Consider the following 16,254-nt stretch of genomic DNA (forward strand, 5'->3'; position numbering starts at 1 on the left):
GAGGGGCAGGGGTGGGGGTGGTCCGACCGGGCTCGGTACGAAGATGGATCACACCAGCGTCGAGGGGGCAAACGAATCTCCGGCGCTTTGTTTTCCGACCCCCACCCTCAATCCCTCCCCGCAAGGGGGAGGGAAGACCGCGCGGACCTTCAAACCGCCACACCATCGGCTATGCTCGCGCACCTTTGTTACGGAGCGATCATGCGTTTCTTGATTCTCGGACTCCTCGCCGCCGCGTTTCTCTCGCCAGCCGCAATGGCGCAGGACATTTCCCTGCGCCTCCCCGTCGCCTGCGAGGTGGGAAAAACCTGCTTCATCCAGCATTACGTCGACCGCGATCCCTCGACCGCCGCCAAGGATTTCCAATGCGGCTCTCTCACCTATGACGGCCATGACGGCACCGATATCCGCATCCCCACCATGGCGGCGCAGAAAGCGGGCGTCGCGGTGTTGGCTGCCGCAGACGGCAAGGTGCTGCGCGGTCGCGACGGGGTCGCGGACGTGTCGATTGCGGAAAGCGATCGAGCGAGCGTCGGCAATCGGGAATGCGGCAACGGCGTCGTGATCGATCACGGGCAGGGTTTCGAGACCCAGTATTGTCACATGGCGAAGGGCAGCCTGTCGGTGCGGCCCGGCGACGACATCAAGGCGGGCGATCAGATCGGGCGGGTCGGCCTGTCGGGCATGACGGAATTTCCCCACCTGCATTTCACCCTGCGCCGCGACGGCAAGGTGGTCGATCCGTTCGCCTTCGGCGCGGAGGCCAATTCCTGCGGCGGCGGCCGGTCGTTATGGGACGCCAAGACTGCATCGATGCTTTCCTATCGCGCCGGCGATGTCCTCAACCAGGGCTTCGCGGACGGACCTGTCACCATGGCGGCGGTGGAATCGGGCGCGATCGAGCAGACGGTTCCATCCGCCCGCTCGCCCGCCCTCGTTGCTTATGTGAGAGCCATCGGCCTGAAGGGCGGCGACGCCCAGTTTCTCACGCTCGTCGATCCGGACGGCAAGACACTCGCCGAGAACAAGCCCGCGGCGCTCGATCGCGACAAGGCGCAATGGATGCTGTTTTCGGGAATCAAGGCGCCCTCGGGCGGCTTCCGTCCTGGTCTCTACCGGGCGCACTACAAGGTGACGCGTGACGGCAAGACGGCGATCGAGCAGGCGTTCGCGATCGATCTGAAACCGTGATGTCACTCCGCCGAGCGAAGCGCCGCCGCCGCCCCGAAGGTGCCGACGACGCCTGAAATCAGCGACAGCGCGATCAGGATCAGGAACGGGGTGCTGAACGGGATGGTGCCGCCGAGCGCCGCATTGGCGGCCGAGACGCCGAAGATCAGGGTCGGGATCATGAACGGCAGGACGAGGATGGCGAGAATCAGCCCGCCCTTGCGGAGCGTGGCCGTCAGCGCCGCCCCGATCGCGCCGATGAAGGTCAGCGCGGGCGTTCCCACCAGCAGCGTCGTCACCATGGCGAGCATGCCCTCGGGCGTCAGCGCCACGAGCAGTCCGAAAAGCGGCGCGGCGAGCGCCAGCGGCAGCCCGGTCACCAGCCAGTGGGCCAGCACCTTCGCCAGCACGACGACCTCCAGGGGGGCGGGCGAGAGGCGCAGGAGATCGAGCGAACCATCCTCCTGATCGGCCTGAAACAGCCGGTCGAGGCCGATCAGTGTCGCCAGCAACGCGGCGATCCAGAGAATCGCGGGGCCGATCCGCGCCAGCAGGTTGAGGTCGGGCCCGAGCGCGAACGGCATCAGGGTGACGATGGCGAGAAAGAAGACCAGCCCCATGGTGCCCGACCCGCCGACCCGCGCGGCGAGCTTCAGGTCGCGGACGAGCAAGGCCCGGAACGAGCCGGTCACGAGGTCGCCTCGAGAACCGGTGTGCGTTCGATGGTCAATTCCTGTGCGCCCGCAAGGGCAAGCGGCGCGTGGGTGGTGGCAATGACGATCCCGCCCGCTTCCCGATGCGCCTCGATCAAAAGCCGCAGAATCTCCTGCGAGGCCGAATCGAGGGCCGTACTCGGCTCGTCCAGAAGCCAGAGCGGTCTCTCGGCCACCAGAAGCCGGGCCAGCGCCACGCGCCGCCGTTGTCCCGCCGACAGGTAAGCAACCGGGAGATGCAGCGCATGGGCAAGGCCGATCGCCGCCAGAGCCTCGGGCGGCGCCAGCGCCGGGTCGCCGAGAAAATCACGGGCGAAGACGAGGTTTTCGCCCGCCGTCAGAGCGGCTTTGAGGGCGTCGCGGTGGCCGACATAATGAAGGCATTCCGGGAGGCTGCGCTCGCCCGCGTCGCGGAGCAGGACCCGGCCGGCCGCGGGAATCAGGCGCCCGGCGAGGATCTCGAGCAGCGACGACTTTCCGGCCCCGTTGCGGCCGCGCACCATCAGCGCGTCACCGGGTTCGAGGGTGAACGAGACGCCCTCGAAGATGCGGCGCTCGCCCCGTTCGCAGGCCAGATTTTCGACGCTCAGACGCAAACCCAGGACCCCTGCCGTTATTCCACCCCAGAATGGTTCTAAACCGTGTAGCCGGGTCGTTCGAAATGATCTATATCACCGTTGGCTGCGCCGCGCGCCAAGCGTCCAACCCGCTTCAGCGCGCTTCTCCCCTCATCCGGGCACACCCGGAGCGGCGCGCGCTTACCGCGCTTTCGGCCGAACACCCTGTTCGTAACCCAAATGCACGCGAGGATTCGCCGTGACGCTCTCAAACAGCTTTAACGCCCGCCAAACCCTTCAGGTCGGCGATAAGACCTACACGTATTTTTCGCTTCCCGAGGCCGAGAAGAACGGCCTTGCGGGCATCTCCAAGCTCCCCTTCTCCATGAAGGTGCTGCTGGAAAACCTGCTGCGCTTCGAGGACGGCCGCACCGTCACGAAGGCCGATATCGAGGCGGTTGCCGCCTGGGTCGACAATCGCGGCAAGGCCGAGAAGGAGATCGCCTACCGGCCGGCCCGCGTGCTGATGCAGGATTTCACCGGCGTTCCGGCGGTGGTCGATCTTGCGGCCATGCGCGAGGCCATGACGAGCCTCGGCGGCGATCCGCGCAAGATCAACCCGCTGGTGCCGGTCGATCTCGTCATCGATCACTCGGTCATCGTCGATGAATTCGGCACCCCGAAGGCGTTCGATCGCAACGTGGAACTGGAATACGAGCGCAATGGCGAGCGTTACCGCTTCCTGAAATGGGGCAAGTCGGCGTTCGAGAATTTTTCCGTGGTGCCCCCCGGCACCGGCATCTGCCACCAGGTCAATCTGGAATTCCTGTCGCAGACCGTCTGGACCCGCAAGGACCCGGCGACCGGCGTCGAAATCGCCTATCCGGACACGCTGGTCGGCACTGATTCGCACACCACCATGGTCAATGGCCTGGCGGTTCTCGGCTGGGGCGTCGGCGGCATCGAGGCGGAGGCCGCCATGCTCGGCCAGCCGGTCTCGATGCTGATCCCGGAGGTCATCGGCTTCAAGCTCACGGGCAAGCTGCGCGAAGGCATGACCGCGACCGACCTCGTGCTCACCGTCACGCAGATGCTGCGCAAGAAGGGCGTGGTCGGCAAGTTCGTCGAATTCTTCGGCCCCGGCCTCAACGACATGACGGTGGCCGACCGCGCCACCATCGGCAACATGGCGCCCGAATACGGCGCCACCTGCGGCTTCTTCCCGATCGACAATCGCGCCATCGATTATCTCCGGACCACCAGCCGCACCGACGAGCGCATCGCGCTGGTCGAAGCCTACGCCAAGGCGCAAGGCATGTGGCGCACCGCCGAGACCGCCGATCCGGTCTTCTCGGATATGCTCGAGCTCGATCTCGACAACGTGGTGCCGTCGCTCGCCGGTCCCAAGCGGCCGCAGGATCGCGTCACCCTCGATGTGGCGAAGGAAGAATTCGCGACCGCGATGGACAAGGAATTCCGCAAGGCCGGCGAAGCGCACAAGCGCGTCAAGGTCGAGGGCGCGAATTTCGACATCGGCCACGGCGACGTGGTGATCGCGGCGATCACCTCCTGCACCAACACCTCCAATCCGAGCGTGATGATCGGCGCAGGTCTGCTCGCCCGCAACGCGGTCGCCAAGGGCCTCAAGTCGAAGCCGTGGGTGAAGACGTCGCTCGCGCCCGGCTCGCAGATCGTCGAGGAGTATTTCCGCAAGGCGGATCTGCAGAAGGATCTCGACGCGCTCGGCTTCAACCTGGTGGGCTTCGGCTGCACCACCTGCATCGGCAATTCCGGCCCGCTGCCGGAGAACGTCTCGAAGGCCATCAACGACAACGATCTCGTGGCCGTCTCGGTGCTGTCGGGCAACCGCAACTTCGAGGGCCGCGTGAACCCGGATGTGCGGGCGAACTATCTCGCGTCGCCGCCGCTCGTGGTGGCGTACGCCCTCGCGGGCTCCATGAATATCGACATCTCGAAGGATCCGCTCGGCGTCGGTTCCGACGGCCAGCCTGTCTATCTCAAGGATATCTGGCCGTCCTCGGTGGAAATCCAGGAATTCATCGAGCGCACGATCACGAGCGAACTCTTCAAGAGCCGCTACGCGGACGTGTTCACCGGCGACGAGAACTGGAAGGCCGTGACGGTCGAAGAGGGTCTGAACTTCAAGTGGGACATGGGTTCGACCTATGTGCAGAACCCGCCTTACTTCGAGGGCATGACCAAGGAGCCGAAGCCGATCCAGGATATCGCCAATGCGCGTATTCTCGGCCTCTTCCTCGATTCGATCACCACCGACCACATCTCGCCGGCCGGCAACATCCGGGCCAATTCTCCGGCGGGCACCTATCTGCTCGAGCATCAGGTGTCGGTGGCCGATTTCAACCAATACGGCACCCGTCGCGGCAACCACGAGATCATGATGCGCGGCACATTCGCCAATATCCGCATCAAGAACCAGATGGTGCACGACAATGCCGGCCAGGTGGTCGAAGGCGGCTACACCATCCACCAGCCGTCCGGCGAGCGGATGTTCATCTATGATGCGGCCATGCGCTATCAGCAGGAGGGTGTTCCGCTGATCGTCCTTGCCGGTAAGGAATACGGCACCGGCTCGTCGCGCGACTGGGCGGCGAAGGGCACCAACCTGCTCGGCGTGCGCGCTGTCATCGCCGAAAGCTTCGAGCGCATCCACCGCTCCAATCTCGTCGGCATGGGCGTGGCGCCGTTCGTGTTCGAGGGCGACACGTCGTGGCAATCGCTCGGCCTGAAGGGCGACGAGACCATCACGATCCACGGCCTCGCCGAGGGGCTGATGCCGCGCAAGCGCATGGAGATGGAAATCACCTCCACGGATGGCCGCGTCCAGAAGGTCCCGCTGGTCTGCCGCATCGATACGCTCGACGAACTGGAATATTTCCGCCATGGCGGAATCTTGCAGTACGTCCTGCGCCAGCTCGCGGCGTAAGACGACGACGCATTGAAATGAAAAGCCCGCCTCTCGTCAGCGAGGGGCGGGCTTTTCATTCGGCTTGCGGCGTCTGCGTCAAACGATGAAGAAATCCTTCTCCGTCATGGCCTTGGCGACTTTCTTGCTGACGGTGGCGATCGCGATTTGCGCCTGTCGCCCGGTTCCGTCTGCATCATAGTAAATTTTGCCGGTTTTCTTCACGATGATGTGGTCATCCCTGTCGTGAGCCTTGTTGCCGAAGAAAAACCCGTCTTTCTTCAACTTCGCGGGCTTTGCAAAACTGCCTTTCTTGCCGAGGGCCTTGAACACCGCGTTATCGAGCCAGATGCTGTCATCGCGCACGGAGAAATCCGCGAACCGGTCGACATTGGCGTTCTTCTTTTTGGCGACCGCGGTGTCGAGCACGAAATAATCTTTTCCCGCGCCTCCTGTGACGTAGTCGCGGCCGAGCCCGCCGAATAGCCTGTCGCCGCCGAGATCGCCCGACAAGACATCGGCCCCGTTCCCGCCTCGCAAAAAGTTCGCCGCAGCATTGCCCAACAAGGTGTTGGCAAAGGCGTTCCCCGTGAGGTGCATGCTGGCCGACCCCGAAGCCGCGAGCGTTTCTACTTCGGAACCCGCCGCAAGAGCGTAGCTGATGCGGGCGCTCACAGTGTCGTAACCCCCGCCGGCGGATTCAAGGATCAGATCGCCGGCATCGTCGACCAGATAGGTGTCGTTGCCGCCTGCACCTTCCATGCGGTCGGCCCCTGCACCCCCGTCAAGGACATTAGCGGATGCATTGCCCGAGATCGTATTGGCAAGGCCATTGCCGGTCAGGTTGATGGCGCCCGATCCCAATGCGGTGAGGAATTCCACCGCCGTGCTGTCAGCCAGGACGTAACTGATGGTCGTCTGGATGGCATCGGCGCCGCCGCCGGCGCCTTCCTTCACCACATCGCCCACGTTATCGACGATGAACACATCGCTGCCGGCTCCGCCTTCGAGGATGTCCGCGCCCGAACCGCCGTCGAGGATGTTGAAAGCGGCGTTGCCAACGAGATGGTCGCTCCCGGCACCTCCCGTCAGGCTGACAGCGGCGGTGTTGTCGGCAAGCTTGATGATCTCCACGCCGGTGAGGGCGTCGGCCCGGAAGTTCAGCGACACGATGGCCGTATCGAGGCCGCCATTGGCGCCTTCGACGATGAGGTCGGCGGCGCTGTCGATGAAGTAGGTGTCGTCGCCGCTGCCGCCGGTCATGCGGTCGGCTCCCTGACCGCCATCCAGAGTGTCGTTTCCAACCGCACCTTCGAGCGTGTCGTCGCCCCCGTTCCCCTTCAGGTCGTTGTCCGCGTCATTGCCGACGAGCCTGTTCGCACTGTTGCTGCCGGTGAGATGGACAACGGCAGCACCAGCCACGGCTTGCAAGATTTCCACGTCCGATCCCGCCGCCAATGCGTAGCTGACGCTCGCCACGATGGCGTCGTTTCCCTCGCCGGTGCGTTCAATGACAAGGTCTTCGCTGTCGACGATGTAGGTGTCATCTCCTGATCCACCGGCGAGGGTGTCGGCCCCCGACGCCCCGTCCAGCGTATTGCGGCCCTGATTGCCGTGGATGACGTTCGCCTGTTCGTTGCCGGTGGCGCGGATGTCATCGGAGCCAAGGAGGGTCAGGTTCTCGACGTTGTCGAACTCGGTGAGCGCTGCATTCCTGCTCATCTCGACCGTGTCGGACCCGCCGCCGATCTCCTCCACGATCGAGTCGTCATCGTCCACGGCATAGATATCATTGCCGGCACCGCCGGTCAGCGTGTCGGATCCCCCGCCGCCGGCCAAGCTGTCGTCGCCGTCGGAGCCGAACAAACTGTCATTGCCCAGCCCCCCGTCGAGCGTATCGTTTCCTTGATCGCCGAGAAGCCAGTTGGCCGCGCCGTCGCCCACGAGCGTGTCGGCGAATGCCGAGCCCCAGACTCCCACGATATTAATGTGGCGATCACCCGCAGCGTCGCCCGTGTTGTGCGAGCCATCAGTGTCGTTGAGATCAACATGCACCCCCTGACCGCCGAGCGCCGTGGCGCCGCGGTAGGCCGCGATGCTGGCTCCTCCGCTGCCATCCAGCGTGTCGGCTCCGGCACCGCCTTCAAGGAGATTGGAGCCTGCGCCGCCGACCAGCAGGTCCGCACCTCCGTCCCCCGAAAGGTCGTCGTCACCGTCCGATCCATACAGGCTGTCGCCGCCGCCGCCCGCTGAAATCGTGTCGTTGCCTTGATCGCCGAGCATCCAGTTGACGCTGTCATCTCCGATCAGCCTGTCGGCGAACAGGGATCCCCAGACGCTGCTGACATTGACATAGCGGTCTCCCGCCGCCTCCCCGGTATTGCTCGAACCATCTGCATGGCGGAAGTCGATCGTGAGGCCGTGACCGGCGCTATCGGCAGAGGCATTGCGGTAATAGGCCACGCTGGCGCCATTGCTCCCGTCCAGTGTGTCGCTGCCTGCGCCGCCCTCAAGCAGATTGTTGCCCTCGCCACCGACGAGCAGGTCATCGCCGCCACCGCCCATGATCGTGTCGTCGCCGCCATTGCCCGAAATCGCGTTGGCGTCGCTGTTGCCTTTCAGCAGGTCGTTGCCGCTGGCGCTCCAGATGTTTTCGATCGAGATGAGCCAATCGCGGCCGATGCCGGTCTCCTGATAGTTCGACACAATGCTGAGATCGACCGTCAGGCCGGTTCCGCCCCCATACGCCACCGTGTCGGTGTTTGCACCGCCATCCATGACATTGCTCGCTCCGGTTCCGCGGTGGAACACATCGTTGCCGGAAAAGCCGAGAAAATAATCGTTACCCGAGCCCCCATAGGCCGTGTCGTTTCCCTTGCCCAGGTTGATGGCACCGATGATGTTTCCGGAGCGCCCGTCGTAAAGATCGTCGCCATCATAGAGGGCAATGCCGTCGTAGTACTGGTCACCCGCAATGGTGCCTGAATTGATCACGACGTCGTTCGAGGCGCTTCCGGCGATGCCAAGGTTGCCGGCTGCGATACGACCCGTGTTCTGGACCATCAACGATCCACCCGAGACGGCATGAATCCCGTACGCGTAAGAGGTGATCTCGCCCGAATTCACAATCGACGCATTCCCGCCGGCAATGCGAATCCCCGTCGACCACGCATCACCGAATGGGTTCTCGATCTTGCCCGCGTTTGTGACGCTGCTCACGCCGGCGTCTGGCCCGCCCAACCGAATCGCCGAGCCAAGACCCCGCACCGTACCAGTCGAGGCAATCTGGATGCTGCATCCTTCATTCAGGTCGATTGCGCTCACCTGCGAGCTTCGAACGACGCCCTTTATCGTGATGCTGTTGCTTGTACCAACACCCGAAAAGAGGGCAGCGGACATCTGGTAGGAGTCGGAGATGCTTGCTCCCGCGCTGACGAGGACAGTATCGCCGGATTGAAGCAGCGTAGAGCCGTAATAGGGGTCCGGTGAATTAAAAACGAGGTCTGGCAAGGCGGCCCCCGAGTCATCGCAATAACGTTACATTATTGCGATATCGTTCCGTTGGCAAGCGGTGAGCAGTCCGGCACGGATCGATCCGGAGGAATGCCCGCCCACCAACGAAGGGGGCGGGCCATCTCTGATGGTCGGCGTAAACGCGCTCAGGTGATGAAAAAATCGTCCTGCGAGATCGCCTTCAAGTTCTTGGAGAGAGACGCGATCTGGATCTGCGCCGCGTCGCCGTTGCCGTCCCGGTCGTAGAACAGCGCACCAGTCTTCTTGTTGTAGATGATCCGGTCGTTGGCATCGTGGGCCTCGCTGCCCTTGTGAAAGGCGCTCTTTGACAGCACGCCCTTCTTGGCAATCTTCTTGAACACGCTCTTGGCGAGATAGATCATGTCGTCCGGCACCGAGAAGTCGGTGATCTTGTCGAGATTGGCTTTCTTGTTGGCGGCGTTCGACTTGGCCAGCTTCGCGTCGAACACGAAAATATCGAGACCATCGCCGCCGGTCAGGCGGTCGTTGCCGCGGCCGCCGCAGAGACGGTCGTTGCCCGCGTTGCCATAAAGCGCGTCCTTGCCGGCGAGACCCCAGATCGCGTCGTTGCCCGATGCGCCGGAAAGGGCGTCGGCTCTCGGGGTGCCGTAGATCGTCAGGCCGCCATCGGGCGAACCGCCCGAGCCGCCGGCCTCCGCCACATCGGTCACCGAGATGGTGAAATCCCGCCTGCTCTCGGCGCCGAACACGTCGGTCGCAACGATCGTGACGGTGTGCTGCGGCTGGGTTTCGAAATCGAGCCTTCCAGTGAGCACGAGGTTGTCACCCTGGATGGCGAAAGGGCCATTTGTCGAGGCCAGACTGAAAGTGAAGAGATCTCCCTCGGCATCGTCGGCGAAAAGTTTCGACACGGGGGTGCCGACCGCAGCGTTCTCGGCCACGGTCCGGTGTGTCATCTCGATCTCTTCCGGCGCGGTGTTGCCGAGCGCGATGGTCCTGTCGTCGAACGCGAGAAGCCGGATGTTCTTCAACAGATCGGTGCCGTCCGAATTGGTACCGTTGTCAGCCACGGTCACGGTCCCGTCGGGGTTCTCCGTGATGGCATAATCGGCCGCATCGCCGTAGAAGACGGCCGTGTTATCGCCTTCCCCGACCCCGCCGTCGAGCGAGTCGTTTCCTTCGCCGCCGACGAGCGTGTCGTCGCCGTCCGAGCCGAACAGGGTATCGTTGCCCGCCTGGCCCTTGATCAGATCGTAGCCGTCATTGCCGATCATCCAGTTGGCATTGCCGTTACCCACCAACTGGTCCGCATGCGCCGAACCGATGACGCCATTGACATTGATGAAGCGGTCACCGGCGGCCTCATTGCCGGTATTGGCCGAGCCGTCCACTGATGCGAGGTCGATCTTGACGCCGCGGCCGGACGAATCAGCCTCGGCATTATGATAATCGGCAACACCCCAGCCGCCGGTGCCGTCGAGGAGATCGCCGCCGGCGCCGCCCTCAAGAATGTTGTTGCCGCTGCCGCCATAGAGTTCGTCGGCGCCTGCGCCGCCCTCGAGGGTGTCGTCATCGGCCCCGCCGCGCAGGATATCCCCGCCATTCATGCCGATGAGAACGTCGGTGCCGCCCTCGCCCAGAAGCTCGACGCCGTTGCCGTTCATCCCGGCGATCCAGTCGCTCGCATTGGTGCCCTGCACGACCTCGATCGCGATCAGCGTGTCGCCGGCCGCCGCACCACCGTTCTGGTTTGAACTCATATCGATAAAGATGCCGCCGGCAGAGCCCGGAGTGCTGAGATAGGATGCCACATCCCAATCCGCGCCGCCGTCGAGCACGTCCGCGCCCGCGCCGCCATCGAGCCAATCGTTGCCCGCGCCGCCCAGAAGCGTGTCGTTGCCGCCGCCGCCGGTGAGGAAATCGGAACCGTCCACCGCATAGAAGCGGTCGTTCCCGGCGCCGCCAGCGAGGTGGTCGCCAAACGCCGTGCCGCCATGTTGCTGGCCGGAATCGTTCGCGGTCCAGTTCGATCCGGCTTCGCGCGGATCGAAGATCCGGCCGTTCACGTTCCCGCCGCCTTCCCATTCGACGACGAAGCGACCGTCGTTGAGGACCGTGATGGAGGTGTCGGAAATGTGCCCGGCTTCGGCGGCGCTTATGCTCATCGTCTCGGTCGTCAGGCCGGAATTGTTGAAGACCTTGATTTGCAGGCCTCCGTTGTCCTTGTAGGCGACGACGAAACGGCCGCCCGGAAGCGCCGCCGCCGCGTGGTGCGTTGCGTACGGCGATGGGGTGAGGACGCCGATATCGAACGCAGAGCCGTGCGACGTTCCATCGAAGCCATAAACACGGGCTTTGACGGCTGTTTTCGTGACCCAAACCGCTACGAATTCGCCGCCGTTGCTGTCCAGCATCGCAACGCTCGGGTTGTTCATATCGCCGTCCGCCACCGCCATGATCGTAGAGTCAACGATCACCGCTCCGTCATTTTGACGGATGTCGAACTTGCGGAAAGGCTCCCATTTCTTAGATTGACTGTTAAATACGTCCTCAATAAAGAAGTTAACATAGGAATCGGAACCAGGGAGCAAAAAGCATGCTTGATTTTTTACATGAATATTTCCTTTATACTCGATTGTATCTTTGATTTTGATGCCACTACTATCGAATACAAGATGCCCGATGCCGTCATCGGAGCTAATGCCATTCCGGTTGGTGACAGTGATGGCGAAGCCGCCGGTGGAAAGCGCCGTCACTGAAGGGTTCAGAGGTTCGACGTTTCTCGCCTCTGACGATTCACCGAGCGAAACGCCATCCTTGTTGTAGCGATGCCAGACAAGGTTGTGCGTCGAACCGTTGATCTGCTCGTACACGACCACGAAACCGCCATCGGCGAGGACGGCGACATGGGGCTGCCCGACCGGCGGTCCGTCGGTCTGGTTGACCTTGAAGACGGGCCCCGCGACGCTGCCGTCCGCGTTCACGATCCGCGCGCAGACCGAGAACGTTTCGCTCACGCCACCTCGATTTTCCAGCTCGCTCCAAGTCTCCAGAAAGCGCCCGTCCGACAGGGCGGTGGTTTCTCCGAAATAGGGAGAGCCACCAGACGGGCCGTGTGTGAATTTTTCGCCCCAGGGTGCGGTGGGCATGATACGTCATCCTTTAATGTGGTGATGGGCTTCGAGCTGGAGTGCTCGCTGCGTGATGTCATAACGTTATGAAGAACAGATAAGTTTCCGCTTGAATGCGGTGGCTTGCGAGGGCGTGTGCGAATCGGCACATGAGCGCGAATGGAAGCGCGCAGGGCGACGGCCGGGCTGGCGGGAAACCGGTGAGACCAGGCGCGAAAGCTCCTTTCCTTGACTCAGCCCTCATTTCCCCCTACGTCCTGCCGCAATTCTATTGAGCGAGCCCCTATGAGCCGCCGCCCAGCCCGAGAGGCTGGAGGTCCACGCCCGACAGCGCGATGCGCCCTCGGGCGCGCTCGTGTTTGGGTTTTGGCGCTGCCATGGCAGCACCGGTGAGGGTTGTGATGTCGAACGACACATTGCGCATCGAGGACGCGGTCAACGAGACCTGCCCGTGGTCGGGAAAGCCGATCGCGGCGGATTCGCTCACGCGCTACCGCGATGCGGTCGTGGGCTTCTGCAATCCGGGCTGCCGCGACAAGTTCGAAGCGGCCACCGCCCATTTCGACAAGGCGCTCAGCCAGCGCGACGCGCCGCTCATCGTGAAGGGAATTGAATAGGCATGTTCGAGGGCCTTTCCGACAAACTCTCCACCATCCTCAATGGGCTGACCCGCCGGGGCGCGCTGACCGAGGACGACGTCAACGCGGCTTTGCGCGAGGTTCGCCGCGCCCTGCTCGAGGCGGACGTGGCGCTCGAAGTCGTGCGGTCGTTCACCGATAAGGTGAGGGCGCGCGCGGTCGGCGCCGAGGTGGTTCGGTCGGTTTCGCCCGGCCAGCAGGTGGTCAAGATCGTCCATGACCAGCTCGTGGAAATGCTGGGCGCGGACGCCGAGGTCATCGATCTCAACGCGCCGCCGCCCGTCGCCATTCTGATGGTCGGTCTCCAAGGCTCCGGCAAGACCACGACCACGGCCAAGATCGCCAAGCGCCTGACGACCCGCGACAAGCGCCGGGTGCTGATGGCCTCCCTTGATACGAGGCGGCCTGCGGCGATGGAGCAGTTGGCCGTTCTCGGCAAGCAGGTCGGCGTCGAGACCCTGCCGATCGTTGCCGGACAGAGTGCCGTGCAGATCGCGCGCCGTGCCATGGAGGCCGCGCGCCTCGGCGGCTACGACGTGGTGATGCTCGACACCGCCGGTCGCGTCACGGTGGATGAGGGCCTCATGCTCGAAGTGGCCGACGTGAAGGCCGCCACCAACCCGCACGAGGTGCTGCTCGTCGCCGACGCGCTCACCGGCCAGGATGCGGTCAACACGGCGCGCGCCTTCGACGAGCGCCTCGGCGTCACCGGCATCGTGCTGACCCGCATGGACGGCGATGCGCGCGGCGGTGCGGCGCTCTCCATGCGCGCCGTCACCGGCAAGCCGATCAAGCTCGTGGGCACCGGCGAAAAGGTCGATGCGCTGGAGGAGTTCCATCCCTCCCGCGTCGCCAATCGCATTCTCGGCATGGGCGATATCGTGTCGCTGGTCGAGAAGGCGTCGGAGAATATCGACCACGAAAAGGCGATGGCGCTGGCGCAGAAGATGCGCAAGGGCAAGTTCGACCTGGAAGACATGCGCGGCCAGCTCGCCCAGATGGAAAAGATCGGCGGCATTGGCGGCATGCTCGGCATGCTGCCCGGCATCGGCAAGATGAAGGCACAGCTCGAGAACGCCAATATCGACGAGCGGATCATCAAGCGCCAGGTCGCCATCATCGATTCGATGACGCCGAAGGAGCGCCGCAACCCCGACATCCTCAAGGCCTCGCGCAAGAAGCGAATCGCTGCCGGCTCCGGTGCCAAGGTCGAGGAGGTCAACAAGCTCCTCAAGATGCACCGGCAGATGGCCGACGTCATGAAGATGATGGGCGGGGGCAAAGGCCGCGGTATGGCCGGCGCGCTCGGCAATATGTTCGGCCTCGGCGGCGGGGCAGGCGGCATGCCGCAGCCGACGCCGGAGCAGATCGAGGCGATGCAGAAGCAGATGGGTGGCGGCGGTGGCTTGCCGCCCATGCCGCCCGGCCTCGGCGGCGGCAAAGGCCTGCCGGGTCTTCCCGGTCTCGGCCCCAAGGTTCCCGGCCTCCCAGGGCTGGGCGGCTTCCCGTTCGGGGGGAAGAAGAAGTGAGTTTCGCCGTCGTCTCGCCCACGCGCGGGCGACGGCAAAAGAGAAGTTGATCGCAGGACAAAGCTAAAAGGAGCAAACAATGTCCCTCAAGATCCGTCTGACCCGTGGTGGCGCGAAGAAGCGTCCTTATTACCGCATCGTCGTGGCCGACGCCCGTTCGCCGCGCGATGGCCGTTTCATCGACAAGGTCGGCACCTACGACCCGATGAAGCCGAAGGATGACGCCTCGCGCATCACCCTCGACAACGACAAGATCACCGCCTGGCTCGCCAAGGGCGCCCAGCCGACCGATCGCGTCCTGCGTTTCCTCGACGCCGCCGGCCTGATGAAGCGCAATCCGCGCAACAACCCCGAAAAGGCTGTCCCGGGCAAGAAGGCCCAGGAGCGCTCGGACGCCAAGGCCGCAGCGGCGGCGGCGGCTGCTGCGCCGGCTGAAGGCGACGCGGCGTAAAGCCGGTGAAGCGGGAGCGTTCCAAATCACGCTCCGCCTCTTCCCTCCCCCTTGTGGGGAGGGGCAGGGGTGGGGGTGCCGGCGCGACGTTCGATAAGGGCGCGCCGACACCCCCACCTCCAACTCCTCCCCACAAGGGGGAGGAGAGTCCGGTCGCGGCTGCTGGCAGCGACCTCGTCCTCGTCGGCGAGTTCGGCCGCGCCCACGGCCTCAAGGGCGAGGTGCGGCTGAAATCCCATACGGGCGATCCGCTGGCCATCGCCACTTATGGCCCGCTGCTCGATGCCGGAGGCCGCTCCTACATTCTCAAGAATCCGCGTCAGGCGCCCGGCGGCGCGCCCGAGATGCTGGTCGTCCGCGTCGAAGGCGTGATCTCGCGGGACGCCGCCGAAGCGCTCAACCGCATCGAACTCTACCTGCCGCGCGAAAAGCTTCCCCGGGCCGAGGACGAAGACGAGTTTCTGCTCGCCGACCTGATCGGGTTGTCGGTCCGCGATGAGGCGGGCGCGATCATCGGCACGATCGTGGACGTGCCGAATTTCGGCGGCGGCGATCTGCTTGAAATTGCGCCCGCGACCGGCGGCGCGACGGCGTTTCTGCCCTTCACAAAGGCGTTCGTGCCGGTGGTCAGGCTCGCCGAGCGACTTGTGGTCGCTGCACCTCCGGACGATCTTTTCGCACCCGCGCGACCGGAACCCGACGAGGCGCCGGCGTGACCTTCAGCGCCACGATCCTCACGCTCTATCCGGAGATGTTTCCCGGCCCGCTCGGCATTTCGCTCTCGGGTGATGCACTGGCGCGCAACATCTGGTCGCTCGAGGCGCGCCAGATCCGGGAGCACGGCCTTGGCCGGCACCGCAACGTAGATGATACGCCCGCGGGTGGCGGCCCCGGCATGGTGCTGCGCTGCGACGTGCTGGCGGCGGCGCTCGACGCCGCGGGCTCCCGCGACGATCCCCGTCCAAAGCTGCTCATGACCCCGCGGGGCAAACCGTTGACGCAAAGCCGGGTGCGCGAACTCAGCGGCGGTCCAGGCGCGATCATCGTCTGCGGCCGGTTCGAGGGCGTGGACGAGCGCGTCATCGAAGGCCGCTCTCTCGAAGAGATTTCCATCGGCGATTACGTGCTGTCCGGCGGCGAGATGGCCGCCATGGTGCTGCTTGACGCCTGCGTGCGGCTGTTGCCCGGCGTCATGGGCAAGGAAGCCTCCGGCGCGGATGAGAGCTTCGAGGGCAGCCTCCTCGAATATCCGCATTACACCCGGCCGCGCGAATGGGAGGGGCGGAGTATCCCCGAGGTCCTGCTCAACGGCAATCACGCGGCGATCGAACGCTGGCGCCGCGAGGAGGCGGAACGGATCACAAGGGAGCGGCGGCCGGATCTGTTGGGCGAGTAGCGAATGGTGAGTGGCGCCCACTCTTCCCTCCCCCTTGCGGGGGTCGAAATGTCGGGGACGCTGACCTCTCGCAGTTGGGGGCCTTTGGACATACCGCGCTCACCTGATGTTTCGCCCGGTCGCCCCACCCCCACCTCCAACTCCTCCCCGCAAGGAGGAGGAGAGACCGTCGAGGCAAGCTGCGCCGGAGAGGCTTTCCCCCATTCGCCATTCGCCACTCCCCATTCGCC

11 protein-coding genes are annotated in these 16,254 nt (G+C 64.2%); 7 read left to right on the plus strand and 4 right to left on the minus strand.

Annotation, left to right across the window (positions count from 1 at the left end; all coding sequences use genetic code 11):
* The first annotated feature begins 201 nt into the window (after window positions 1-201).
* Window positions 202-1,191, plus strand: a complete 990-nt coding sequence (locus tag FEZ63_RS20135; RefSeq protein WP_201274229.1) for a M23 family metallopeptidase — start codon at window positions 202-204, stop codon at window positions 1,189-1,191.
* 2 nt (window positions 1,192-1,193) lie between these two features.
* Here FEZ63_RS20135 and ccmB read toward each other — a convergent pair whose 3' ends face one another.
* Together ccmB and ccmA are read right to left on the minus strand one after the other, a co-directional pair.
* On the minus strand, window positions 1,194-1,862 hold the full coding sequence (ccmB, locus tag FEZ63_RS20140) for a heme exporter protein CcmB (protein WP_150947841.1): 669 nt from the start codon (window positions 1,860-1,862) through the stop codon (window positions 1,194-1,196).
* Window positions 1,859-2,479, minus strand: a complete 621-nt coding sequence (ccmA, locus tag FEZ63_RS20145) for a heme ABC exporter ATP-binding protein CcmA (protein WP_150947843.1) — start codon at window positions 2,477-2,479, stop codon at window positions 1,859-1,861. Before ccmA ends, ccmB begins: the two co-directional genes overlap by 4 nt.
* A gap of 220 nt (window positions 2,480-2,699) precedes the next feature.
* On the opposite strand from ccmA, the gene acnA reads away from it, so the two are divergent.
* Entirely contained in the window at window positions 2,700-5,405 is a 2,706-nt protein-coding gene (acnA, locus tag FEZ63_RS20150) for an aconitate hydratase AcnA (protein ID WP_150947845.1), read from the plus strand.
* A 78-nt stretch (window positions 5,406-5,483) separates the two neighbouring features.
* Here the strand turns inward: acnA and FEZ63_RS20155 are convergent, their stop codons facing one another.
* The gene (locus tag FEZ63_RS20155) at window positions 5,484-8,894 is read right to left on the minus strand and encodes a beta strand repeat-containing protein (RefSeq protein WP_150947848.1); all 3,411 of its coding nucleotides are present in this window, start codon (window positions 8,892-8,894) and stop codon (window positions 5,484-5,486) included.
* Between the two features lie 149 nt (window positions 8,895-9,043).
* Window positions 9,044-12,028, minus strand: coding sequence for a hypothetical protein (locus FEZ63_RS20160; protein ID WP_150947850.1), 2,985 nt, complete (start codon window positions 12,026-12,028; stop codon window positions 9,044-9,046).
* A gap of 383 nt (window positions 12,029-12,411) precedes the next feature.
* Here FEZ63_RS20160 and FEZ63_RS20165 point away from each other — a divergent pair, with 383 nt between their 5' ends.
* From FEZ63_RS20165 to trmD, 5 genes are all read left to right on the plus strand, one after another.
* Complete coding sequence (locus FEZ63_RS20165; protein ID WP_150947852.1) at window positions 12,412-12,627, plus strand: eL24 family ribosomal protein; 216 nt, start codon at window positions 12,412-12,414, stop codon at window positions 12,625-12,627.
* Window positions 12,628-12,629: 2 nt separating this feature from the next.
* Entirely contained in the window at window positions 12,630-14,177 is a 1,548-nt protein-coding gene (gene ffh / locus FEZ63_RS20170) for a signal recognition particle protein (RefSeq protein WP_150947854.1), read from the plus strand.
* Between the two features lie 79 nt (window positions 14,178-14,256).
* Complete coding sequence (gene rpsP / locus FEZ63_RS20175) at window positions 14,257-14,628, plus strand: 30S ribosomal protein S16 (protein WP_150947856.1); 372 nt, start codon at window positions 14,257-14,259, stop codon at window positions 14,626-14,628.
* 5 nt (window positions 14,629-14,633) lie between these two features.
* Window positions 14,634-15,344 (plus strand): ribosome maturation factor RimM, encoded by a 711-nt coding sequence (gene rimM, locus FEZ63_RS20180; protein WP_338042241.1) that lies wholly within the window; start codon window positions 14,634-14,636, stop codon window positions 15,342-15,344.
* Window positions 15,341-16,024 carry a tRNA (guanosine(37)-N1)-methyltransferase TrmD gene (gene trmD, locus FEZ63_RS20185; protein ID WP_150947858.1) on the plus strand — a complete coding sequence of 228 codons (684 nt, stop codon included), beginning with the start codon at window positions 15,341-15,343 and terminating at the stop codon, window positions 16,022-16,024. Before rimM ends, trmD begins: the two co-directional genes overlap by 4 nt.
* The last annotated feature ends 230 nt before the right edge of the window (window positions 16,025-16,254 follow it).

Origin of the sequence: Microvirga brassicacearum (assembly GCF_008757455.1) — a bacterium.
GTDB classification, from domain to species: domain Bacteria; phylum Pseudomonadota; class Alphaproteobacteria; order Rhizobiales; family Beijerinckiaceae; genus Microvirga; species Microvirga brassicacearum.